This window comes from Amycolatopsis sp. Poz14 (assembly GCF_006704225.1).
Classification (GTDB): domain Bacteria; phylum Actinomycetota; class Actinomycetes; order Mycobacteriales; family Pseudonocardiaceae; genus Amycolatopsis; species Amycolatopsis nivea.
Map to the genome: position 1 here is coordinate 8,847,824 of NZ_JACLHD010000001.1, position 22,364 is coordinate 8,870,187.

A 22,364-nucleotide genomic window follows, 5' to 3' on the forward strand; every position below is an offset into this window, starting at 1 on the left:
CCGCAACGAGAAAGGACGAACGAGTGCGCACATCGAAACGCTTCGGCCGGATCATCGCCATCGGCGCCGCCGTGACGGCCCTGGTCGGCCTCACCGCGGCGTGCGGCGGCCGGGAGTCCCAGTCGAACAACAGCCAGGAAGCCAAGAGCGTCACCATCGGCTACATCAACTGGGACGAGGACGTCGCCCTCACCAACCTGTACCAGGCGGTGCTGGAGGAGAAGGGCTACAAGGTCAAGACGCAGATGCTCGACGTCGGCCCGATCTACGCGGGTCTCGCGAAGGGCGACGTCGACCTGTTCCTCGACTCGTGGCTGCCCGCGACGCACAAGCAGTACTGGGACCAGTACAAGAACCAGCTCGAGGACCTCGGCGTCTGGTACGACAAGGCGACCCTGAACCTCGCCGTGCCGGACTACGTGAAGGACGTCAACAGCATCGCCGACCTCAAGGACAAGGCGAGCATGTTCGACGGCAAGATCACCGGCATCGAGGCGAGCGCGGGCGAGACGGGCATCGTGCAGAAGCAAGCGATCCCGCAGTACGGCCTCGACGGCGCGATGACCCTGCAGAACTCGTCGACCACCGCGATGCTGGCCGCGCTCGACAGCTCGATCAAGGCGAAGAAGCCGATCGTCGTGACGCTGTGGCACCCGCACTGGGCGTACTCGCGCTACCAGCTCAAGGATCTCCAGGACCCGAAGGGCGCGATGGGCAAGGGCGAGCAGATCCACGCGCTGGGCCGCAAGGGCTTCGAGAAGGACTTCCCGGCGCTCGCCGGCGTGGCCAAGAAGCTGAAGATGTCGGACGAGGACCTCGGTTCGCTCGAGGACGCGATCCAGAAGGCTCCGAAGGGCCAGGAAAAGACCGCCGCCAAGCAGTGGGCGGATCAGCACAAGCAGTTCGTGGACCAGGCTTTCGCCGGTCTCTGAGCAGGCTCCGGAACGACCCCGCCTCCCGTTCGCCGGGACGCGGGGTCGTTTCTTTTTCCCGCCGGCCGGGCAGCCGGAATGGCCCGATTCCCCCTGATTCGTTGCCCAGCACCGTTATCGAGCGGAATCCGCCGCGAGATGCGGCACACTGGGAACATGTCTCGCGCGCCGATCTCCGCTCGCACCGACGTACCCGACGACGTCGACGCGGTCACCGAAGCCGTGCTCACCGCTTCGCGGCTGCTCGTCGCGGTGTCCGCGCGGTCCATCGCCTCCGTCGGCGACCTCATCACGATGCCGCAATTCCGGCTCCTGGTGGTGCTGCATTCCCGCGGCCCGCTGAAACAGGCCGCGCTCGCCGAACATCTCGGCGTCACGCCGTCCACCGCGAGCCGGATGATCGACCGGCTGGTCGCTGTCGAGCTGGTCGCCCGCCTGGGCAACCCGTCGTCCCGGCGCGAGGTCGTCATCGAACTCACTCAGGAAGGCGACCGGATCGTCCGCGTCGTCACCCAACGACGGCGGCGCGAAATCGCCGCCGTCGTGGAGAAAATGCCCGAATCGGCCCGCCGCGGCCTGGTCGACGCGCTGACCGCGTTCGCCGAAGCGGGCGGCGAACCGCCCGCCGGAAACCCGGCCGACTCCGTCTGGGTCTAGCTTTCCGCCGCCACCGCGCGAATCCCGTCGGTGACTTCTTTCGCCGACGGTGCCTCCTCCGGGTCGAGCAGCCACTGCACCATCAGCCCGATCACCAACGCGCTCTGCACCGCCCCGCCGACCCCGGCGCGCGCCTCCCGCAGCCCCTGCACGAGATGCCGGCGCACGTCCGGTGACCGCTCGGCCTGCACGAGCGCTTCCAGCTGCGCGACCCACAGCGCCCGGTGCTCGCCGAAGCTGTCGATCAGCCGGTTCAGCCCCTGCTCGGACAGGTCGAAGGAGGAATCCGCGACCTGACCGCCCAGCTCGTCGACCGCCGCGACCAGCGCCTGCGTCAGCAACGCGTCCCGCGACCCGAAGTGGTAGCCGATCGCCGCGTGACTGACGCCCGCCGCGGCCGCGATGTCGCGCACCGTCGTGTTGCCCCAGCCCCGCTCGATCAAGCAGCGCTTCGCCCCGGCCAGCAGATCCTCGCGATTACCCATGGAGCCCAGCCTAGCCGAAGCCTTGTCCAGATGGTTTATCCAAACGGTTTGACCAAATGGACAAAACTTGGCTACGGTCTCTCCCATGACCTCCTCGAACGTCCTGATCTCCGGTGCCGGCGTGGCTGGCGCAACCCTCGCCGAGTTGCTCACCCGCGCCGGCCACCGCGTGACGATCGTCGAACGCGCTCCTGCCCTCCGGCGCACCGGTTACGCCGTGGATTTCCGCGGCGCCGCCTTCGATGTCCTCGCCGAGCTGGGCATCCTCGACGACGTCCGCCGGCACGACACGAAAATGACCGGCACCGCCATCGTCGACCGCGACGGCACCCAGGTAGACCTGCTGCCCGCCGAAGCTTTCGCGGGCGAGCTGGAGGTGCCCAAGCACGTCCTGAACGAGCTGCTGTACGCCCTGACTGTCGATCATGTCGAGTACCGCTTCGGCACCTCGATCACGTCGCTGACGCAAACTGAGGCCGCCGTGACCGCCGAACTGACCGACGGCTCCACGGGGACCTACGACCTGGTCTTCGGCGCGGACGGCGTGTACTCGAAGGTCCGCCAACTGGCCTTCGCCCCGCACTCAGCAGTGCTGCAGCACCTCGGCCTTTCCGGCGCGGGCTTCACCATGCCGAACTTCCTGAACTTGGACCACAGCGGCCTCCTCCGCACCGCCGACAGCACCGCGGTCTACTTGTTCAACTCAGCGGACCCCGACCGCCTGACGGTCAGCCTGTCCTTCGGAACGACCTCAGGAGCCCTGGACCGTCTCCCCCGCGCCGACCAGGAAGCAGCGACCCGCGCCGCCTTCGCCGGTGACGCTTGGCACACGCCGCGCCTGCTCGAGGCGATGTCGGAGGCCGCGGATTTCTACTTCAGCTCGAGCACCCAGGTACACCTGAACCACTGGTCGACCGGCCGCATCGCCGTGGTGGGAGACGCCGGATACTGCGCCGCGCCGACGGCGGGCATGGGCACCTCGCAGGCCCTGCTCGGCGCCCGTTCACTGGCTCAGCACCTGGCGGATGCGACGCACCCGGAGGCTTTCGCCAAGTACGAGACCGAACTCCGGCCGTATGTGACCGAAAACCAGGCGAATGGCCGCGCGGCGGCAGCGATGTTCGGCGGCGCGCAGGAGTGATCGTGGATTGCCCGGGTTTTCCCGCCGAATACAACAAAACCCGGTTGATCTTTAATCGATCAACCGGGCTGGCTGTACCCCCGATGGGATTCGAACCCACGCTACCGGCGTGAGAGGCCGGCGTCCTAGGCCGCTAGACGACGGGGGCTTAGGAACTTCCCCGTTTCCGGGGCGTTTCTTGCGAGAGAGAACTTACCAGAAGCGATTTTCGCACTTCCGAGAGGGGGTCCTCTCTGCAGCTGGGGTACCAGGACTCGAACCTAGACTAACTGGACCAGAACCAGTCGTGCTGCCAATTACACCATACCCCAGTGAGGTACTTTCCCGGTTGCCCAGGTCAGTGCCGCACGAGAAGAAATACTAGAACATCCCGCCGCGGACCGTCGCAGCGGGGGTCCCCGCTGCCCGCGGAGCAGGCACGCCGACCGTCGCGTACTCCGAAACCAGCAGCTCAGGAAGCTCGCCGAGCCCCGCCACGGTGTGCACCCCCTCAGGCGCCCGCTCGCCGGTGCGACTGGTCCCGTCGCGATCGAGCCAGACCGCGCCGAGCCCGGCGTCGAACGCGCCGATCGCGTCGGTGTCGAGCTTGTCCCCGACGTGCACCGTGCGCTCCGGCGGGCAGTCCAGCGCCAGGCAGACCGAGTGGAACATCACCGGATCGGGTTTCGCGACCCCGACCTCCCCCGCGATCGCGACGTGGTCGAAATACGGCGCCAGCCCGAGTTCCGCGATTTTCTGCCGCTGATGAACCCCTGAGGCGTTCGTCACGGCGGCCAGCTGAAGCCCCGCGGCGCGCAGCCATTCCAGGCAAGGAAGAACATCGTCGAACAACCGCCAGGACCGAGCCAGAATCTCCCGCCGGCGCGCCTCGAACGCGCTCACTTGCGCGGAGTCGCCGAAGATCCCCAACTCGGCGAGGAAACATTCAGTACGCCGGTGATGCATGACGTCGTAACCGAGTTTCCCCGCCACCACGAGCGCGACGTGCTCCTCGGTGATCAAATCCCACAACGGCCAAAGATCGTCGCGCCCCGTGAGCGCGTGCAACGTACGCCGGATCGCGGCGGTGCAGTCGATCAACGTGTCATCGATGTCGAGGCAAACCAGACTCAACTCAGGAGGAGCCCACGGTTCGCGACCGGCAGCGGCCGGCGGGGCAGTACGAGCACGCGACAGAGCGGCCGGGGCGAAATCCACCCCGTGAGGCTAGGGCACTCGCCGCGTTCGCAACGCGGCCAAAAAGGTGATTACCCCAGAGCCGTTGCCGCTGACCGGCTCTACCGCCGGTGCACAAAGTGTCCGCCCCGTGACGTTCACCACCGCCCCAGAGGGCCGAGCGGGTGAAAGCCGCTTACTCCACGCTCCCCTTCGAAAACTTACCAATTCCGAACGGTCCCCCTCGGTGCTCGCCCCACTGCCCCCTCCCGCTTCCGCCGCGAAACCCTGTAGCCACAACCCTTTCCCCGCCCACAAAGTCGGCCGCCCTCAGCCGTGACTGTCCTCAAAGCAACAACAACCACGCATAAGTTCCGCGACCGAACTAACCACCCGAAATCCTTTCCGGAAATACTGCCGTCCTGATCTTTCCGGCCAGATGGCAGCGACCCCTCATGCCACCGGAGATCCACATACGCGAACCACGTGCCATTACGCAAACTCCCCACATTCTGGCCGCCCGCGGACTACATCAACTCCGCTGCCGACACCAGCCAGTGGCAGTTCCGCGCTCTCCCTGAAGACACCGCGCTCCGCCGATCCCGCCCCACGATCCCCGGTGGACAGAACCGACCCCACCCACGATCCCCGGCGGGCAAAGCCGATCCCACCCACGATCCCGGGCGGGCAAAGCCGATCCTGATCACGATCCCCGGTTGGCAAACATGCTCTCGACCGCGTCATTGCTGCCCATCGCCGCTGAGACAGCCCCTCTCCTGCCCCCTCTCCTTCCTCGCCATGCCTTCCTCGCCATCCCTCCCTCGCCATCCCTCCCTCGCCATCCCTCCCTCGCCATCCCTCCCTCGCCATCCCTCCCTCGCCATGCCTTCCTCACCATGCCTTGCCTGCCTCGTCTTGCCCTGCCTGCCTCGTCTTGCCCTGCCTGCCTCGTCTTGCCCTGCCTGCCTCGTCTTGCCGCGCCTCGCCTTGCCTGCCTCGTCTTCCTTGCCTCGCCTCGCCTTGCCTCGCCTACCTCGTCCCGCCCCGCCCCGCCCCGCCCCGGAGCCTCCACCAGCTCCGGCCCCAACCGCACTCCCCGACACCCACCCCACGCCTGACCCCCACCCCATCGGCCGACTTGACGCGCCCTCCGCCCAAGGTGCATCCTCGGTGTTATTCAACAGGCGATGAATAAGAGGGAGCTGGGGAAGATGACCGAGCACACGGGCTGCGTCATAGTCGGCGGCGGACCGGCAGGCATGGTGGCGGGTTTGCTGCTGGCCCGAGCAGGCGTAGAGGTAACCGTGCTGGAAAAGCACGCAGACTTCCTCCGCGACTTCCGCGGCGACACCGTCCACCCGTCCACCCTCAGGCTCCTGGACGAACTGGGCCTGGGCGAGAAATTCGAAGCGCTCCCGCACACCAAGGTGACCACCGTCGGACTCCCCACTCCCGACGGCGACGCGCTGACCCTCGCCGACATGTCCCTGCTGAACGTCCCCCGCCCGTACGTGGCGATGGTCCCCCAATGGGATTTCCTGGACCTGCTCGCCGAGACAGCGCAGAAGGAGCCGACCTTCACCCTGCGCCTCGAAACCGAAATGACCGGCCTGCTCCGCTCGGGCCGCCGAGTCACCGGCGTCCGCTACCGCACCGCAGACGGCACCGAAGGCGAACTGAAAGCCAACCTGGTCCTCGCCGCCGACGGCCGCTGGTCACTGGCCCGCCGCTCAGCCGGCCTCACCCCGCGCGAGTACTACACCCCGTTCGACGCCTGGTGGTTCCGCCTCTCCCGGAAGCCCGAGGAACAGGAAGCCACGCTCATGCCGAGGATGCGCAACCACCGTTTCGCGGTGCCGTTGCCACGCAAGGGCTACTACCAGATCGCCTACCTCACGCCGAAGGGCAAGGACCTGAACGACGCCGGCATCGAAAGCTTCCGCCGCGACGTCACCGAGGTCTGCCCGGAATTCGCCGACCGAGTGCACGAACTGAAGTCCATGGACGACGTCAAGTTCCTCAACGTCCGCCTCAACCGCCTGCACCGCTGGCACGTCGACGGCCTGCTGTGCATCGGAGACGCCGCCCACGCGATGTCCCCAGTCGGAGGCGTCGGAATCAACCTGGCGGTCCAAGACGCCGTCGCCGCCGCGAGGCTACTGGCCGAGCCGCTCCTCCGCGGCAAACCGACCGAAAAGGACCTCACCGCAGTCCGCCGCCGTCGCCTCCTGCCGACCGTCGCCGTTCAGGGGCTGCAACGCCTTCTCCACCGCCGCGTGATGGGCCCCGTAATGACCGGCCACGCCGACGGCCCGCCCGCACAATTGATCACCCTGCTCAGGCGCTTCCCGAAACTCGCTCGAGTCCCGGCGTACCTCATCGGCGTAGGCATCCGCCGGGAATCCGCCCCAGCCTTCGCCCGCCGCCCAGCAGAACCGGCCAGCCGCTAAGCCACCGCCGGATTCGCCGCGAACCGGCAACGCCGAGCACCTCTCGCCCGCGCGACGCACCCGCCCACCGGCATCACCCGCCGGTGGGCAAAGCCGGAAACAGGAATGGGTTTCGCCACCCAACGGCAACAACGCCACCGACCCGCCGACTGACCATCAGCGCTCTCGCCACCCAGCGGCCACAACGCCACCAACTCGCCAACTGACGATCAGCTGCGCTCTCGCCACCTACCGGCAACAGCACCGACTCCCAGCCAGCTCAGCACCGATCGTGTTTCGCCGCTCCGAGGCAACAGCACCGACCGCTCGGCAAGCGAAGCGCCAGCGGTCATTCGCCACTTACCGGCAACAGCGCTGACCACTAACCAGCCCGAGCACCAGTCACCTCTCGCCGCCCCGCGGCGACAGCGCCGACCACTCGCCAGCGACCATTCGCCACTAAACGGCAACGCCCGAACGCACTCCGCCGAGCCGCTGTCGCCGCTAAACGGCAACACCCGAACCCGCCCAAGCACCGTCGCCACCAAACGGCGACACCCAGCTCAGAGGTCCTGAACCGGGTTCGTCAGAGTCCCGATGCCGTCGATCGTGATGGATACCGACTGCCCGTTGACGATCGGACCGACCCCCTCCGGCGTGCCGGTGAGGATCACGTCGCCGGGAAGGAGCGTCATCACCCGCGACACGAACTCGACCAGTTCGGGCACCTTGTGCACGAGGTCGGAGGTACGGCCGTCCTGCTTCAACTCGCCGTCGACCTCGCTGCGGAGCGCCAGGTCGGACGGGTCGATCGACGTGTCGATCCACGGACCGAGCGGGCAGAACGTGTCGAACCCCTTCGCCCGGCCCCACTGGCCGTCGGACTTCTGCAGGTCGCGCGCGCTCACGTCGTTCGCGACCGTGTAGCCGAGGATCGCACTGGCGGCGCGGGCCGCGGGCACGTTCTTGACCGGCTGTCCGATGACGACCGCGAGTTCGCCCTCGAAGTCGACGCGTCCGACGTCCGACGGACGGCGGATCGGAGCATTCGGCCCGACCACCGTCGTGGACGGCTTGATGAACAGCATCGGCGCGGACGGCACCTCGTTGCCGAACTCCGCCGCGTGCTTCGCGTAGTTCCTGCCGACCGCGATCACCTTCGACGGCAGGATCGGCGCGAGCAGCCGGACGTCGGCGAGCGGCCAGCGCTTGCCGGTGAAGTTCGGCTGGCCGAACGGATGTTCCGCGATCTCGAGGACCTGGGCATCGTCGCCGTCCCCCTCGATCGAAGCGAACGCGACACCACTGGGATGAGCAATACGAGCTAGACGCACGGCACCAGTCTACGTACCCCCACCGACTGTCGCGCACCCCGAGCGTGCGCGACAGTCCCCCCCCCTCGCTCCATTCCGCGCGAACGGACCCCTCGCACCAGGTGACCTGACGTGACACAACTGGCGCGAACGGACCATCGCACCGGCCAGAAACGACCGCAAGTACAAGCCAGCCTCAGCACCAGCACGCACGGCCACCAACGACCCGATTGTGAGCCGCAATACCACCCGCACGAAGGCCAGACCCGAAAGCCTCAACGCCCCCCAGCAGGAAAGCCGGAATCACCCGCCCACAGCAGCCACCCCCAGCTCGGGCACCGACGGTTCCGACGCGACGGCCAGGCTCTTGTGCACCAACGCGTCGCACAACGCCAGCCAGCTCGCCTCGACGATGTTGCCGTGCACGCCCACCGTCGTCCATTCGTGTTCGCCGTCACTAGTTTCGAGAAGCACCCGCGTGACAGCGTCCGTCCCTGGGTTCGACGGCAGGATCCGCACCTTGTAATCAGCCAGCTCCATGCTGTCCAACCAGGACAGATACGGCGTCAGCGCCTGGCGCAGCGCCGCGTCGAGGGCGTGCACTGGGCCGTTCCCTTCGGCGGTCGCGATGACTCGCTCGCCCGCGACGTGCACCTTCACCGTCGCCTCGGAGACGACTTCGCCGTCCTGGCGGTGGTCCAGCACCACCCGGTACGACTCAAGCTCGAACGGCGGCGGATCCGACTTTTCGCCGGAAACCTCCTCGACCTCGCGACGCAGCAACAGCCCCAGCGACGCATCGGCCGCTTCGAACGACCAGCCTTCCGATTCGAGTTCTTTCACCTTCCGCACCGCGTTCGTGAGTGCGTCGGGCCGGCCGGCAAGGTCGACCCCGAGTTCACGTCCCTTGAGCTCGAGACTGGCCCTGCCGGCCATCTCCGTGACCAGTACTCGCATGCCGTTGCCGACGGAAGACGGATCGATGTGGTTGTACAACAACGGATCCACCTTGATCGCACTCGCGTGCAGCCCCGCCTTGTGGGCGAAAGCGGACGACCCGACGTAAGCCTGGTGGGTGTCGGGTGCGAGGTTGGCGATTTCGGCCAAAGCATGGGAGACGCGAGTGAGCTCGGCGGCTCCTCCGGTCGGGAGGACCTCCATTCCAAGCTTGGTCACGAGGTTTCCCGCTACGGCGAACAGGTCGGCGTTGCCTGCCCGCTCCCCGTAGCCGTTCGCGGTGCACTGCACGTGCGTCGCACCGGCCTGTACCGCGGCGACAGAGTTCGCCACGGCACAGGAAGTATCATCCTGGCAATGGATTCCGAGTCGGAATCCGGTCTTTTCCTTGATCTCGCCTACGGTTTCGGCAAGTCCTAGCGGTAACTGCCCACCGTTGGTGTCGCACAGCACGAGAACGTCCGCGCCGGCGTGCGCCGCAGCGTCGAGCACCCGCAGCGAGGTTTCGGGAGAGAAGGCATAACCGTCGAAAAAGTGTTCTGCGTCAAGGAAAACGCGACGTCCTTCGCCGACGAGGAAAGCGACTGTGTCCCGCACCATCGCGCACGCCTCGTCGACGTCGACCCGCAGCGCTCGCTCGATGTGCCGAAGGTCCGATTTGGCCACCAACGTGACGACCGGGGCCGCCGAGTCCAAGAGCGCACGGACCTGCGGATCCTTGTCAGCCGCAGTTCCGGCCTTGCGGGTGGATCCGAACGCAACCAGCGCAGCGTGCTTGAGCGGCAATTCTCCCTGTGCAGCGCGGGAAAAGAACTCCGTGTCCTTCGGCAACGCACCCGGCCAGCCACCCTCGATGAACCCGACCCCCAGCTCGTCCAACAGCCGCGCAACAGCCAGCTTGTCGGTGACGGAGTAGGTGATCCCTTCGCGCTGAGCACCGTCGCGCAAAGTAGTGTCGTAGAGGTGGAAGGCATCGCCGAGCGGCGTGCCGGCGGGTTCCGTGCGGGTCACGGTGTTCTCCTTGTGGCGGGGCAGAACCTGGTCCAGGCAACAAAAAAACCTCCCGCATGGGTGCGAGAGGTTGCGCGCCGGTAGCTCTTGTGGAGCGTCTATCCGGCGCGCAAGGCAATAATGACGGAGATGGCGGTCATGTCGGCCATCATGCCACAGCTTCGCCCGGCTTCCAAACGCCGGGCGAAGCATCCCACCTTCTGAGAGTCGTCAGCCGGGCAGTTTCGCCAGATAGCGGCCGAATTCCTCGACCGCGGCCGCATTTCGCGGCCCCTCCACCAAAGCCGCGTACGGCAGCGCGAAGAAGCGTCCCTCCTTCACCGCCGGGATGTCGCGCAGACCAGGACGCGACCGGAGGAAGTTCTCCTTGTCGGCCACGCTGCCGACCTCGCCGCCGTAGTCGTTGATGAGGATGACGTCCGGCGCTCGCTGGATCACGGCTTCCCAGCTGACACTGGTCCAGCTGTCGTTGAGGTCGGCGAAGATGTTGGCACCACCCGATTTGGTGATGATTTCGTCCGGGCCCGCGTTGCGTCCGGAGGTGAATGGCTGGTCACGGCCGTCGTCGTAGAGGAACACCTTGGGTTTCGGCCGTCCGGCCGGAACCGCGTTCGTGACAGCGGCGACCCGTGCGCGGTACTCTTCGATCAAACGTTCTGCACGATCACTGATTCCGAAAATTTTCCCCAGATTGCGCATGTCTGTGTACAGCGCGTCGAGCGGTCGCATGATGCCCCGTTGCTTGCCATTGCCGTTGCGGCAGGCCTCGGTGAGCAAGTAGCTGGAGATGCCCAGCTTCGCGAGGGAGTCCGGGGTGAACCCGGTTGCTTCCGAGAAGCCGTAGTTCCAGCCCGCGAACACGAGGTCCGCTCCCGCGCCCTGCACCACCTCACGGTTGATCTTCTCCGCAAGCTTGGGCACCTTGGCGAAATCGGCTTTCCACGGCGACGAGGCCACGCCACCGGACTGTCCTTTGCCGACCACGTAACCGGCCATCCGGTCGCCCAGGCCGAGCGCGAACATCAGCTCGGTGATGCCGATGTCATTCGTCACGACCCGAGAAGGAGGTTTGGACACGGTCAACGACGAACCGCAATTGGTCACCGTCACCGGAAACCCAGCCGGGGCCGCTCGACTGTCCCCTTCGGACACTTGAGCGCCGCATCCGGTGGCGACGAGGGCGACCGTCACGAGCAACGCGACTGTCCTACGCATGACTGTCCTCCTGGGACTCGAGCAGGTCGAACAACAACTGCGGACGGCCCGTGGCGGGATGCGGCACCACATGCCCGCGCACGCCGAACACCTCGGCGAGCAGTGCGGGCGTGAGGACCTCGGCCGGGGTTCCGCTCGCGACGAGACGGCCGTGGTCGAGCACGTGCACCACGTCGCACACGGCGGCGGCGAGGTTCAAGTCGTGAAGCGCGGCCAGCACCGTAGGTCCGCTGGTGCGTGCGAGCGCGAGGACTTCGAGCTGGTGCCGGATGTCGAGATGATTGGTCGGCTCGTCGAGCACCAGGATCCGGGGCTGCTGCGCGAGTGCACGCGCGATCAGCACCCGCTGCCGTTCGCCGCCGGACAAGGTGAGCACGCCTCGCTCGGCCAGGTGCGCCAGGCCCACTTGGGCCAGTGCGGCGGCGCACAACCGGTGGTCGGCCGCGCTCATGCGGTCGAGCAGGCCGTGATGCGGCATTCGACCCATCGCCACCACTTCGGCGACGGTGAAGTCGAACTCCGCGTGCGCTTCCTGCGCGACCGCGGCGATCGCGCGCGCCCGCTTCCGCGGTGCGAGACCGTCCAGCGGTCGACCGTCGACCAAAACAGCTCCGGCCGACGGCTTGAGCACTTGGCAGACGGCGCGCAGCGTCGTCGACTTTCCGCTGCCGTTCGGGCCGAGCAGTCCGACGAACTGACCTTGCCGTGCTTCGAGGGTCACGTCTTCGACCAGCGTGCGACCGGCCGCGGTCACGCTGACGCCGTTGAGCGAGAGGTCCATTCACGCACCTCCGAACACGTAGGCGCGACGACGCATCAAGAGCAGGAAGGCCGGTACCCCGACCGCCGCGGTCAGCACCCCGATCGGCAACTCCTCGGGTGCGGCGAGCACCCGCGCCGCGACGTCCACCCACACCAGGAAGACCGCGCCGGCCAGCGGTGCCACGGCAAGCACCCGGCGATGATCGGCACCGACGACCAGCCGCACCAGATGCGGAAGGATCAGCCCGACAAACCCGATCGCCCCGCTCACCGCCACCAGAACCCCCGTCATGGCAGCACAAACGATGAACAGGAGGATCCGCAGTTTCCCGACGTCAACGCCAAGGGTCGTCGCCGCTTCGTCACCCATAGCAAGCGCGTTGAGCCGACCGGCCAGCGCCAGCAACAACAAAACCCCGCCGACCACCACGATCGCGGCGATCGGCAGCGTGCCCCAATTCGCGCCGGCGAGGCTGCCGAGAAGCCAAAACAGCGCCGACCGCGCAGCCTCGCCGTTCGGTGCCTGGAAGACGATGACCGTGGTGATCGCGAAGAACCCATAAGACAACGTCGTTCCGGTGAGCACCAGACGCAGCGGTGTGAGTCCTTGCCGCGTGCGGGCGACGAGATAAACGATCAAAGTTGCGGCGAGCGCGGCCACGAACGCCCCGACCGACAACGCGTAGATCCCGAGCGACGCGAAGACGCCGAACAACGTCACCGCAGTCGCGCCGACAGACGCGCCAGAAGAAATCCCCAGCACGTACGGCTCGGCGAGCGCGTTGCGCACCATCGCTTGAATCGCGACGCCCACTGTCGACAACCCAGCGCCGACAACCACCGCGAGCAGAACGCGAGGAAGCCGAAGGTCCCAGATGATCCGGTACTCCCCGACCTCGTCCGGGCTGATCGTCCCGCCGAACAGCCCCGCGCGGAGAAAGGCCCACGTGTGAGTGACCGGTACCGCCACCGTCCCGATCCCGACAGCGATGACAATCGACCCGAGCAACGCCACCCCAAGCCCGAGCAGCACCGGCGTCAACGGCCGCCGCCGCTGAACGGCTACCGCCCCCTCCTGGGATTCGCCACTCAACAGCGACGCAGCCTGCTGGCCCTGCGATTCGCCAGTCCACGGCGACACAACCTGCTTGTGCTGGGGTTCGCCATTCAACGGCGACGCAGCCCGCTCGCTCTCGGGTTCGCCGCTCAATGGCGACGTAACCGGCTGGCTCTCAGGTTCGCCAATCTGCGGCGACACAACCCGCTGGCTCTCGAGTTCGCCACTCGACAGCGACACAGCCCGTTCGCCCGGGGATTCGCCACTCAACGGCGACGCCGCCCGCTCGCCCTCGGGTTCGCCACTCAACGGCGACGTCACCCGCTGGCTCTGAGATTCGCCAGTCCACGGCGACACAACCGGTCGGCGCTGAGGTTCGCCACTCAACGGCGAACCCCGCCCCTCCCCCGAGGATTGGCCATCCAACGGCGAGGCATCGCGAGCCCCGGAGCCACCCAACTCACGGCGAGCCGAGTTGTCGGCCTGCAACTCACCGATCGGCGACTCGCCGCGCTGCCCCGAGTTACCACGAAGTGGCGAACCCGCCGTAGCAGGAGGACCACCCTGTCGGCTCGAGCCGCGCGTACCGCCATCGCCGCTGGATGGCGAAACACCAGAACCACCGTCGCCGGAAACCGGCGAATCCCCGGCCTCGTCGACCACGGGCTCGGGAGAAGCAGAACGTCCTTCAGAAAAAACCACCGGCGACGACCCAATCGAGACATTGGGCCCGCAAAAGACGGCAGCCGCCGGCGGCGGGAGTGTCGTCTCCCGCAGACCACGACGGGAGGGGACGAGGTTCGAGGAACCTCCGCCGGTATCGGGCTCGCCTTCGGCTCCCGGGAGAGGGAGCCGAAGGCCTACCGTTGCGGGTCAGCGCCGGAATTCGACCGGCTTCCGCGGCGGGGGTCCGAAAAAAATCAGGCGGTCAGCCGGCCTGACGCGCGTTGGACGAGACGAGCGCCGCGAGGCGGTCGCCGATCGCCTGGGTCGCGCCGGGGGACGACTGGTCGCGCGTGGCGAGATCGAACGCCACCGAGGCCTCGATCCGCCGTGCCGCTTCCTTCTGGCCGAGGTGGTCCAGCAGGAGCGACACCGAGAGCACCGCGGCGGTCGGGTCCGCGAGACCCTGGCCGGCGATGTCCGGAGCGCTGCCGTGCACCGGCTCGAACATGCTCGGGTTCCGGCGCGTGATGTCGAGGTTCCCGCTGGCCGCGAGGCCGATGCCGCCGGTCACCGCGGCCGCGAGGTCGGTGATGATGTCGCCGAAGAGGTTGTCGGTGACCATCACGTCGAACCGCGACGGGTCGGTGACCAGGTGGATCGTGGCGGCGTCCACGTGCGAGTACGCGACGGTGACGTCCGGGTGCTCCAGCGAAACCTCTTCGACGATCCGCGACCACAGCGAACCGGCGTGCTCCAGCACGTTGGTCTTGTGCACGAGCGTGAGGTGCTTGCGCGGCCGCTCTTCGGCGCGGTTGAACGCGTCCGCGACCACGCGTCGCACGCCGAAGGCCGTGTTGACGCTGACCTCGGTGGCGATCTCGTGCTCGGTGTCCTTGCGCAGCAGACCGCCGTTGCCCGCGTACGGGCCTTCGGTGCCTTCGCGCACCACGACCATGTCGACGTCCCCGGCGTCGGCCAGCGGGCCGCGCACTCCGGGGTACAGCCGCGCCGGGCGCAGGTTCACGTGGTGGTCCAGCTCGAACCGCAGCCGCAGCAGCAGGCCGCGCTCGAGGATTCCGCTGGGCACCGTCGGGTCGCCGACCGCGCCGAGCAGGATCGCGTCGTGCTGGCGCAGTTCGCCGAGCACCGACTCCGGGAGCAGCTCCCCGGTGGCGTGCCACCGCGAGGCGCCGAGGTCGTAGTTCGTGATCTCCGCCGCCGGTGCTACCTCACCGAGCACCTTGAGCGCCTCGGAGACCACCTCGGGCCCGATCCCGTCCCCTGGGATCACCGCGAGCCGCATCCACACACCTCCGTAGCCCAGGCCACCGGGCGCACCGATGGCCCATTCGCACAAAAACGCCAGCAGCGGAAGGTTACCGGCCGTAGACAAGGTGCCGTAGCCGCACCACCCTTATGCCGCATCCTCCCACAGGGTGAGACACCCGTTCGGGCGAACGGAAACGGGGGCTTGCCCAGGCCGGACAGCCTGGGCAAGCCCCCGCGTCCCGCTATGCGGCCGCCTGCGCGGCACCCTTCAAGTTCCCCTCAAAGGGTGAACCAGGTCAGCCGCGCGGGAACTGCGATTCGATCCGCACGACCGAGGCGCGCTGCCCGGCCGCGTTGTGGTGCTCGATCGCCAGCAGGCCCTTCGCCTTGTCCCCGGCGACAGCGGCCTTGTTGCGGTTGACCACCAGAGCCGTGCCCGGCTTGGCGACGTAGCCCAGCGCCGCGTCGCCGCCGCCCTGCGCGGAGTACGCCGGTGCGAGCACATCGAACGACAGCGGAGTGCTGACCTGGTCGATCAACCCGTTCGAGGTACCCGGAGCGACGTAGTACCCGGCGGTGCCGACCGTGTAGCTGATCCGGTGCGACGCCTCCTTCGGGTCGATGCCGAGCGCGGCGATGCTGACCGGCAGCACCATCACGTTCGAGTCGAACACGTTGGTGTCGACGTCGCCGAGCTGCCCGTTGATCGCCTGCAGGTCCACCGACGGGTTGCCCGGCTTGGTCAGCGACACCGTGTTGACGAGCAGCACGTCCGACCCCGTCGCCTTCGTCACGAAGGTTTCGAAGTCCGGCTTGCCGTCGCCGGTGGTGTCGATGTCCACGAACGGCACCGTATTGCTGCCGAGGTTCGCGAAATCGCTCCAGGTGGTGATGCCGAACGCCAGCGTCGCGTTCTCCGGCTCCCCCTGCGCCTTGGCGAGCGGGGCCGTCGACGCCGCGCCGACGTAGCGCAGGTCGCCGCCCTTCGCGGTGCGGTTGAGGGTGCAGTCGGACGTGACGTGCGAGTCGCATTCCGGCAGCTGCGGCGATTCGGCCTGCAACTCGAGGACGCTGATCAGCGAGCGGTACCGCTGGGAGCCGCTGCCCTGGTCGATGCCCTTGCCACCGAGGTTCAGCACGGCCTGGTCGGCGTTCGCTCCGAAGCGCACGCCGGCCGGGGTGGTGATCGCCGAAACCGGCTTCGGCGACGAGTACACGGCCACCCGCAGCGGAACGGTCGCGCCGTTCTTCGGGGTGAACGCGACCCGGCCCGAGGCGTCCGCCACGAACTGCCGGGCGAGCCCGGCCTGCGAAGCCGCCATGGTCGGGTCGAGAACCTTGCGCAGCGCCTTCGGGTCAGTGATCTTCAGCGTCACCTTCACCGTCGCGACCCCGCGCGGGTTCAGCTTCACCGAGCTCTTGTCCACTGTGTACTCAACGCCGGGCAGGCTGTTGACCGCCTCGTAGCCCACCGAGTACTCGGCCGCCTTGACGCCCTTGTTGACCACCTTGATCGTCTTGCTCAAGGTGACCGGCCCAGCCGCCTCGACGGTGCCGAACGTGACGCTCACCGCGCCCGGGTCGTCCTGCACATACGCGAGAACCTGGTTGTCCAGCGCGGCTTTCGCGTCGATCCGGCCGGCCCCGACCCGCTGCGGGCCGTAGGTATGCCCGGCCCCGTCGGTGATGTCGTGCACCGCGGTGCCCACGACGTCGGCCTTGACCTCTTCGACGCTCCAGTCCGGGTGCGCCTGGCGGACCAGCGCCGTGATGCCCGACGTGTGCGGCGCGGCCATCGACGTGCCCGAGATGACCAGCCGCTCGTTGCCGCTGCCGCGGAACGCCGACGTGATCGTGTCGCCAGGCGCGGCGACGTCCGGCTTCACCGACGGACCGCGTCCGCCGCGCGAGGTGAACGAGCTGGGAGTGTCCACGATGGACTGGTCATAGGTCTGCAGCGTGGTCCGGCCGGCTCCGTACAGCCGCACGGTCAGCGTGCCCGCGCTCAGGCCCGCCCGCACGGCCTGGGTGGCCTTGCCGGTGAGCTGGAACATCGGAACGGCCGCGTTGCCAGCGATGCCCGCGCCGAAATGCTCCACAGTGGACGAAAGCAGCACGCCCTTGGCACCCGCGGCCTGCGCGTTGTTAGCCCGCGCCGCGGAACCGCACGGACGGGTGGCGTCGTTGTCGTCCCACTCCAGCCACGCGATCTTGCCCGCGACCTTTGCCTTGTCCTCAGCCGCATAGGCGGCGCAACCGGCGTTGTTGCTCGCCGAGATCGGCACCACCGGAGCGGTGAGGTCGAGGGTGTCGTAGCCGGTGTACTCCTGGCTGTACTGGCCAGGCTGCTGACCGGCGGTCGGGGCCTTGACCTCGATCGCGTCCCGCAGCTCGCCCGCGTCGCGGCTGCTGGCCACGGTGAGCGCTTCCGGGGTGTTGCCCGGCGAACCGGCGATGTCGTTGATGTCGCCGCCGTTGCCCGCCGAGATCACCGGCAGTACGTTGTTCTGCGCGAGTTTGCGCACGAACAGCGAGTCCGGGTCGTCCGGAGCGCCGAAGTCGCTGCCCAGCGACAGGTTCACGACGTCGAGGTGATCGGTGAAGTCGCCGTCGCCGTCCGGGTCGAGCGCCCAGTCCAGCGCCTGCGACGTGACGTTCGTGGAACCCTTGCAGCCGAACACCTTGATCGCGTACAGCAAAGCCTTCGGCGCGGTGCCCGGCCCGATCCGCATGGCGTCGAGCGTCTTCTTGTTCAGCTTCTTGTAGTCGCCGGTGAACGTGCTGCCGTCGGCGTTCACGCCGAAGCCGCCGATCGTGCCCGCGACGTGCGTGCCGTGCTCGCCGCACGCGATCGGGTTGGGGTCCGGCACCGGCGTCGGCGAACCGGTCTTGCCCGCCGAGTCGTAGTCGTCGCCGACGAGGTCGGTGCCGCCGACCACCTTGGCGCTCGGGAACAGCGGCGACGGCTTGGCGCGGTCGACCGCCTTGTACGCCTCGGGCGTGCCCGGCCCGCCGAAGTCGGCGTGGGTGTAGTCGATGCCGTCGTCGATCACGCCGACGCGGATGTTGTCGCCGAACTTGCCGGTTTTCTGCCAGCTGGCAAGCGTGTTGGTGAGCTGTTCGGCGCTGGCGTTGGTGCGGTTCTTCGGCACGACCGTGCGCACCGAGACGACGTCCGGCCGTTCCGCGAGCTGGCGGATCTTGGCCGCGTCCGCGGTGACGACGGCGCCGGGCACCGCGTTGGCCGTCTGGGTGACCAGCTTCGTGCCCGCGTCCGCGGACCGCAGCTGCCCGACGACGGAGCTGACCGCCGCGGCGACGTCGGCCTTGGCCGCCTTCGCTGCCTGCTTGGCCTTCTCCTTGCCCTTGCCCTGCTCCTCCTTGAACGCGTCCACCGCGGGCTTTTTGGCCAGCTCGACGAACGCGGTGATCTGCCCCTGGGCCGCGCTCAGCCGGGGCGAAAGCTTGCCCTGGACCTTGCTCGCGTCGACCTTCACCGGAGCGACCGGCTCGGCAAGCGGCGCGCCCTGCGCGGACGCCGCGGGCACGGCGACAGCCGCCGCCAGCACCACCGCGGAACCCACGACCACCGAGCGGGCAGCCCACCCGGGCAACCGGGTTCTGCTCATGAGTAACCCCTTCTCGAGGCCCGGATCACGAACCTGCCCGCGCTCCCCATTCGCACCCCCGACGGTGAGCACCGGCGCCGCACCGTGCTCTCACGGCGCGTGGTTCAGCCTCGCGGCAAGAACCTAACTGTCCGAAACCCCTACTTTCGTGCGGAAAAAGCTCCGTTACCCGAATGTTGCCGGTGTGGGCGAACGACAGAACGGCCCCTTCCCCGGGAGTCCGGGAAAGGGGCCGTTCGGCGAAATCGGGACTAGCTGAAGTCGACGGCGCGGATGGTGTGCGCGCCGACGGTGGCTCCGATCGGCTCGAGGACGTTAGCGTCCACGTGCCGGTCGACGCGCAGCAGCATGATCGAGTCGGAACCGTCCGTGCTCTGGCTGATCTGCGCGGCCTCGATGTTGATGCCGGCCTCGCCGAGCAGCGTGCCGACGCGGCCCATGACGCCCGGGCGGTCCGGGTACTCGATCACGAGCACGTCGCCCTCGGCGCGGAGGTCGAAGTGCCTGCCCTTGACCTCGACGATCTTCTCGACCTCGTCCTTGCCGGTGACCGAACCGGACACGGTGAGCGTCCCGCCGTCGCCGTGCACCGCGCGGAGCGTGACCAGGCTGCGGAACTTCGGGCTCTCCGACTCGGAAACCAGCTCCGCCTGCACGCCGAGCTCCTCGGCCAGCCGCGGCGCGTTGACGAAGGTGACCTGGTCCTCGACCACGCCCGCGAACAGTCCGCGCAGCGCCGCCAGCTTCAGCACCGCGGTGTCTTCGCTGGAGATCTCGCCCTTGACCTCGACGGTCAGCGACGTCGGAGCCTTCGGGTTCAGCGCGGTCAGCACCTGGCCGAGCTTCTGGGTGAGCGACAGGTACGGCCGCACGTGCTCGCCGACCGCGCCGCCGCCGGACACGTTCACCGCGTCCGGCACGAAGTCGCCGCGCAGCGCCAGCAGCACCGAACGCGCCACGTCCGTGCCCGCGCGGTCCTGCGCCTCGGCCGTGGACGCGCCGAGGTGCGGCGTGACGACGACGTTCGGCAGGTTGAACAGCGGGCTCTCGGTGGTCGGCTCGGTGACGAACACGTCGATGCCCGCGCCGCCCACGTGGCCGCTGCGCACCGCGTCGGCCAGCGCCTCCTCGACGATCAGCCCGCCGCGGGCGGCGTTGACGATGATCACGCCGGGCTTGGTCTTCTTGAGCGCCTCGGCGTCGATGAGGCCCTTGGTCTCCGGCGTCTTCGGCAGGTGGATGGAGATCGCGTCCGCGCGTTCCAGCAGCTCGTCGAGGGTGACCAGCTCGATGCCCAGCTGGCCGGCGCGTGCGGCCGAGACGTAGGGGTCGTATGCGATCAGCTTCGCGCCGAACGCGGCGAGCCGCTGGGCGAACAGCTGGCCGATCTTGCCGAGCCCGACGACGCCGACCGTCTTGCCGTTGATCTCGACGCCGGAGAACGAGCTGCGCTTCCATTCGCCGCCGCGGAGGCTCTGGTCGGCGGCGGGAACACGGCGGGCGACCGCGAGCAGCAGCGCGACCGCGTGCTCGGCGGCGGAGACGATGTTCGACGTCGGCGCGTTCACCACGAGCACGCCGCGCTCGGTGGCAGCCGGGACCTCGACATTGTCCAGGCCGACGCCCGCGCGGGCGACGACCTTCAGCTGAGTGGTCGCCCCGAGCACCTCGGCGTCGACCTTGGTGGCGGATCGGACCAAAAGCGCGTCGGCGCTCTTCACCGCCTCGAGCAGAGCGGGACGGTCGGTGCCGTCCACGTGCCGGACCTCTACCTCGTCACCGAACACACTCAGCACGGAGGGCGCGAGCTTCTCCGCGATGAGGACTACGGGTTTGCTGGGCTTGGTCACGATGCGGCTCCCACTATCTGGTCACGAAATCGAGGACGCTCTCTCGCGGCGCACGTCGTTGTGCCCGGACTGGCGGGAGTTTAACGCGGGGCACTGACAGCCCGCTGCCCCCGCTGTTCACTTGTTCGTAATCCGGTGAAGACAAGCCCCATCAGGCGCTCTGTACCGCCTTCTCCCGGAAGGTGGGATCCGGCCCAGGAAGCGCCGTGCAGCAACAAAAGCAGCTCCCGGACCGTCACGTCGGCGCGGAAAACGCCGGCCGCTTGCGCCCTGTCCACTAGGTGAGACGCGGCTTCGCGCATCGCTTCGCAGGAGGCGTGCAGCCGCGACTCCGGATCGTCGAACGCGTCAGCCAGCATTTCGGTAAGCCCGCGGTAAACGGCGGAGGTTTCGCCGAAGCCGATCAGCCAGGTGTACAGCCCGTCGAGCGGATCGTCGGCGAGCAGCAGCTCACGCGCCTTTTCCGCCTGGGTGTCGAACCGGTCCCGCAGCAGCGTCTCGATCAGGTCTTCCCTGGTCGGGAAGTGGCGATAGAGGGTGCCGATCCCGACGCCGGCGCTGCGGGCGACGTCTTCGAGCGAGGCGTCGACGCCGCGTTCGGCGAAGGCGCGCCTCGCTTCGGCCAGCAGGCGGTCGTAGTTGCGGCGGGCGTCCGCGCGCATCGGCTTGACGTCGGTCATCTCGGGTCCGAGTTTATCCCGTGACAAATCGGAGGCATCCTCCATATAGTAACCGGAGGCAGCCTCTGGTTCTGCGGTGCGTCCTCAGTGGACGTATCGACCTTGGCTGCGCCGGGATCACGCCGCGCCTCCGCGGCCAGGAGCTTCTTGGAGTCTGTTGTGGATCTGTTCGCGAAACTTCCCGCCGCCGCGGAAGGCGGGACCCGATGACCGTCGGGATCTGGACGTTTGCCTTTGACGGCAAGGAAGTCGGCGAATTACGCACGGCCGCCCGCGAGGTCGAGTCGCTGGGTTTCACTGCCCTGTGGTTCGGCGAATACCGCGGCCGGGAGGCGCTTACGCAGGCCGCGCTACTGCTCGAGGCGACCACGACGTTGACTGTGGCGACGGGAATCGCACGATTTTCCGAACGGTCAGCAGCGTCCGCCGAAGCTGCTGGACGCACGCTGGCCGAGGCGTATCCAGGACGGTTCACACTGGGTTTGGGCGGACATCGGCCCGGCGGCGGAGGCAGCGCGATGCAGGACTACCTCGACGCCATGGATGCAGCCGACCTGGACTTTGCTTCCAGAGTTCGGCCACGTCGGCTCCTAGCCGCCCTCGGCCCGAAAATGCTGAAACTCGCGGCGACTCAGGCCGACGGCGCGCACACGTACTTCGTCCCTCCAGAGCACACCGCATTAGCCTGGGAAACGATGGGACCCGACGCGTACCTCGCCGCCGAACAAGCCGTCGTCCTCGCCCCAGACCCGTTGCGGGCGCGGCGAATCGCCCGCGAACACGTCGCCGGCTACGTGCGGCTCGCCCCACACCAAAGAGCGAATCTGCGCCGCCTCGGCTACACCGAGGAAGATCTAGCCGACGGCGGCAGCGATCGCCTGGTCGACGCGATCGTCGCCTACCGCAGCGAGCAGGAAGTCGCCGACCGAATCCGCGCACACCTCGACGCCAGCGCGGACCACGTCTGCGTCCAGGTTCTCGGCGACGGACCGGAGATCCCAGTGGACGGCTGGCGTCGCCTCGCCGACCTGGTTCCCTGATTCCCCGGCGGGGCTTTCGGCGCTTCCCGCGACAGCCCCACTCGGCTTACCCACGAGATCTCCGCCGAGCCCGAACTACCGGGGTTCGCCGTACTCGCCGAAGCCGCCCCGGGACG

16 protein-coding genes, 2 tRNA genes and 1 riboswitch are annotated in these 22,364 nt (G+C 68.0%); of the genes, 5 read left to right on the forward strand and 13 right to left on the reverse strand.

Features of this window, described 5'->3' with window-relative positions; translation table 11 throughout:
* The first annotated feature begins 23 nt into the window (after nucleotides 1–23).
* Together FKO37_RS41140 and FKO37_RS41145 are read left to right on the forward strand one after the other, a co-directional pair.
* The gene (locus FKO37_RS41140; protein ID WP_043827830.1) at nucleotides 24–932 is read left to right on the forward strand and encodes a glycine betaine ABC transporter substrate-binding protein; all 909 of its coding nucleotides are present in this window, start codon (nucleotides 24–26) and stop codon (nucleotides 930–932) included.
* A gap of 156 nt (nucleotides 933–1,088) precedes the next feature.
* Complete coding sequence (locus FKO37_RS41145) at nucleotides 1,089–1,589, forward strand: MarR family winged helix-turn-helix transcriptional regulator (protein ID WP_051728872.1); 501 nt, start codon at nucleotides 1,089–1,091, stop codon at nucleotides 1,587–1,589.
* On the opposite strand, the gene FKO37_RS41150 is transcribed toward FKO37_RS41145, so the two are convergent.
* On the reverse strand, nucleotides 1,586–2,074 hold the full coding sequence (locus tag FKO37_RS41150) for a TetR/AcrR family transcriptional regulator (RefSeq protein ID WP_238607906.1): 489 nt from the start codon (nucleotides 2,072–2,074) through the stop codon (nucleotides 1,586–1,588). The two genes, FKO37_RS41145 and FKO37_RS41150, sit on opposite strands and share 4 nt — an antisense overlap.
* 85 nt (nucleotides 2,075–2,159) lie before the next feature.
* Here FKO37_RS41150 and FKO37_RS41155 point away from each other — a divergent pair, with 85 nt between their 5' ends.
* Entirely contained in the window at nucleotides 2,160–3,215 is a 1,056-nt protein-coding gene (locus FKO37_RS41155; RefSeq protein ID WP_238607907.1) for an FAD-dependent monooxygenase, read from the forward strand.
* A gap of 75 nt (nucleotides 3,216–3,290) precedes the next feature.
* Here FKO37_RS41155 and FKO37_RS41160 read toward each other — a convergent pair.
* From FKO37_RS41160 to FKO37_RS41170, 3 genes are all read right to left on the reverse strand, one after another.
* A tRNA-Glu gene (locus tag FKO37_RS41160) sits at nucleotides 3,291–3,363 on the reverse strand.
* A 91-nt stretch (nucleotides 3,364–3,454) separates the two neighbouring features.
* Nucleotides 3,455–3,526, reverse strand: a tRNA-Gln gene (locus FKO37_RS41165).
* A gap of 49 nt (nucleotides 3,527–3,575) precedes the next feature.
* Entirely contained in the window at nucleotides 3,576–4,322 is a 747-nt protein-coding gene (locus tag FKO37_RS41170; protein ID WP_240016015.1) for an HAD family hydrolase, read from the reverse strand.
* 1,259 nt (nucleotides 4,323–5,581) lie between these two features.
* On the opposite strand from FKO37_RS41170, the gene FKO37_RS41175 reads away from it, so the two are divergent.
* Nucleotides 5,582–6,820 carry an FAD-dependent oxidoreductase gene (locus tag FKO37_RS41175; protein ID WP_238607909.1) on the forward strand — a complete coding sequence of 413 codons (1,239 nt, stop codon included), beginning with the start codon at nucleotides 5,582–5,584 and terminating at the stop codon, nucleotides 6,818–6,820.
* 542 nt (nucleotides 6,821–7,362) lie between these two features.
* On the opposite strand, the gene FKO37_RS41180 is transcribed toward FKO37_RS41175, so the two are convergent.
* From FKO37_RS41180 to FKO37_RS41220, 9 genes are all read right to left on the reverse strand, one after another.
* On the reverse strand, nucleotides 7,363–8,133 hold the full coding sequence (locus FKO37_RS41180) for a fumarylacetoacetate hydrolase family protein (protein WP_037811749.1): 771 nt from the start codon (nucleotides 8,131–8,133) through the stop codon (nucleotides 7,363–7,365).
* Nucleotides 8,134–8,415: 282 nt separating this feature from the next.
* On the reverse strand, nucleotides 8,416–10,080 hold the full coding sequence (gene cimA, locus FKO37_RS41185) for a citramalate synthase (protein WP_238608413.1): 1,665 nt from the start codon (nucleotides 10,078–10,080) through the stop codon (nucleotides 8,416–8,418).
* A gap of 210 nt (nucleotides 10,081–10,290) precedes the next feature.
* Entirely contained in the window at nucleotides 10,291–11,103 is an 813-nt protein-coding gene (locus FKO37_RS41190) for an ABC transporter substrate-binding protein (RefSeq protein WP_238607910.1), read from the reverse strand.
* A gap of 184 nt (nucleotides 11,104–11,287) precedes the next feature.
* Nucleotides 11,288–12,076, reverse strand: a complete 789-nt coding sequence (locus tag FKO37_RS41195) for an ABC transporter ATP-binding protein (RefSeq protein ID WP_134665572.1) — start codon at nucleotides 12,074–12,076, stop codon at nucleotides 11,288–11,290.
* Nucleotides 12,077–13,150, reverse strand: coding sequence for an iron ABC transporter permease (locus FKO37_RS41200; RefSeq protein WP_238608414.1), 1,074 nt, complete (start codon nucleotides 13,148–13,150; stop codon nucleotides 12,077–12,079).
* A 758-nt stretch (nucleotides 13,151–13,908) separates the two neighbouring features.
* Nucleotides 13,909–14,037: riboswitch (cobalamin riboswitch) on the reverse strand.
* A gap of 5 nt (nucleotides 14,038–14,042) precedes the next feature.
* The gene (locus FKO37_RS41205) at nucleotides 14,043–15,083 is read right to left on the reverse strand and encodes a 3-isopropylmalate dehydrogenase (RefSeq protein ID WP_037811756.1); all 1,041 of its coding nucleotides are present in this window, start codon (nucleotides 15,081–15,083) and stop codon (nucleotides 14,043–14,045) included.
* A gap of 262 nt (nucleotides 15,084–15,345) precedes the next feature.
* A complete protein-coding gene (locus FKO37_RS41210) occupies nucleotides 15,346–18,678 on the reverse strand; it encodes a S8 family serine peptidase (protein WP_037811758.1) in 3,333 nt (1,110 codons plus the stop codon).
* Between the two features lie 251 nt (nucleotides 18,679–18,929).
* Nucleotides 18,930–20,528 (reverse strand): phosphoglycerate dehydrogenase, encoded by a 1,599-nt coding sequence (serA, locus tag FKO37_RS41215; protein WP_134665574.1) that lies wholly within the window; start codon nucleotides 20,526–20,528, stop codon nucleotides 18,930–18,932.
* Between the two features lie 80 nt (nucleotides 20,529–20,608).
* Complete coding sequence (locus FKO37_RS41220; RefSeq protein ID WP_134665575.1) at nucleotides 20,609–21,208, reverse strand: TetR/AcrR family transcriptional regulator; 600 nt, start codon at nucleotides 21,206–21,208, stop codon at nucleotides 20,609–20,611.
* A 206-nt stretch (nucleotides 21,209–21,414) separates the two neighbouring features.
* Between FKO37_RS41220 and FKO37_RS41225 the strand changes: the two genes are divergently transcribed.
* Nucleotides 21,415–22,248 (forward strand): TIGR03620 family F420-dependent LLM class oxidoreductase, encoded by an 834-nt coding sequence (locus tag FKO37_RS41225; RefSeq protein WP_238607911.1) that lies wholly within the window; start codon nucleotides 21,415–21,417, stop codon nucleotides 22,246–22,248.
* Nucleotides 22,249–22,364: the final 116 nt, after the last annotated feature.

Excerpts from the sequence above, each read along its gene's own strand:
- FKO37_RS41145 (WP_051728872.1), top strand. The coding sequence starts at position 1,089 with ATGTCTCGCGCGCCGATCTCCGCTCGCACCGACGTACCCGACGACGTC.
- FKO37_RS41150 (WP_238607906.1), bottom strand. The coding sequence starts at position 2,074 with ATGGGTAATCGCGAGGATCTGCTGGCCGGGGCGAAGCGCTGCTTGATC.
- FKO37_RS41155 (WP_238607907.1), top strand. The coding sequence starts at position 2,160 with ATGACCTCCTCGAACGTCCTGATCTCCGGTGCCGGCGTGGCTGGCGCA.
- FKO37_RS41175 (WP_238607909.1), top strand. The coding sequence starts at position 5,582 with ATGACCGAGCACACGGGCTGCGTCATAGTCGGCGGCGGACCGGCAGGC.
- FKO37_RS41190 (WP_238607910.1), bottom strand. The coding sequence starts at position 11,103 with ATGTTCGCGCTCGGCCTGGGCGACCGGATGGCCGGTTACGTGGTCGGC.
- FKO37_RS41195 (WP_134665572.1), bottom strand. The coding sequence starts at position 12,076 with ATGGACCTCTCGCTCAACGGCGTCAGCGTGACCGCGGCCGGTCGCACG.
- FKO37_RS41205 (WP_037811756.1), bottom strand. The coding sequence starts at position 15,083 with ATGCGGCTCGCGGTGATCCCAGGGGACGGGATCGGGCCCGAGGTGGTC.
- FKO37_RS41210 (WP_037811758.1), bottom strand. The coding sequence starts at position 18,678 with ATGAGCAGAACCCGGTTGCCCGGGTGGGCTGCCCGCTCGGTGGTCGTG.
- FKO37_RS41220 (WP_134665575.1), bottom strand. The coding sequence starts at position 21,208 with ATGACCGACGTCAAGCCGATGCGCGCGGACGCCCGCCGCAACTACGAC.
- FKO37_RS41225 (WP_238607911.1), top strand. The coding sequence starts at position 21,415 with ATGACCGTCGGGATCTGGACGTTTGCCTTTGACGGCAAGGAAGTCGGC.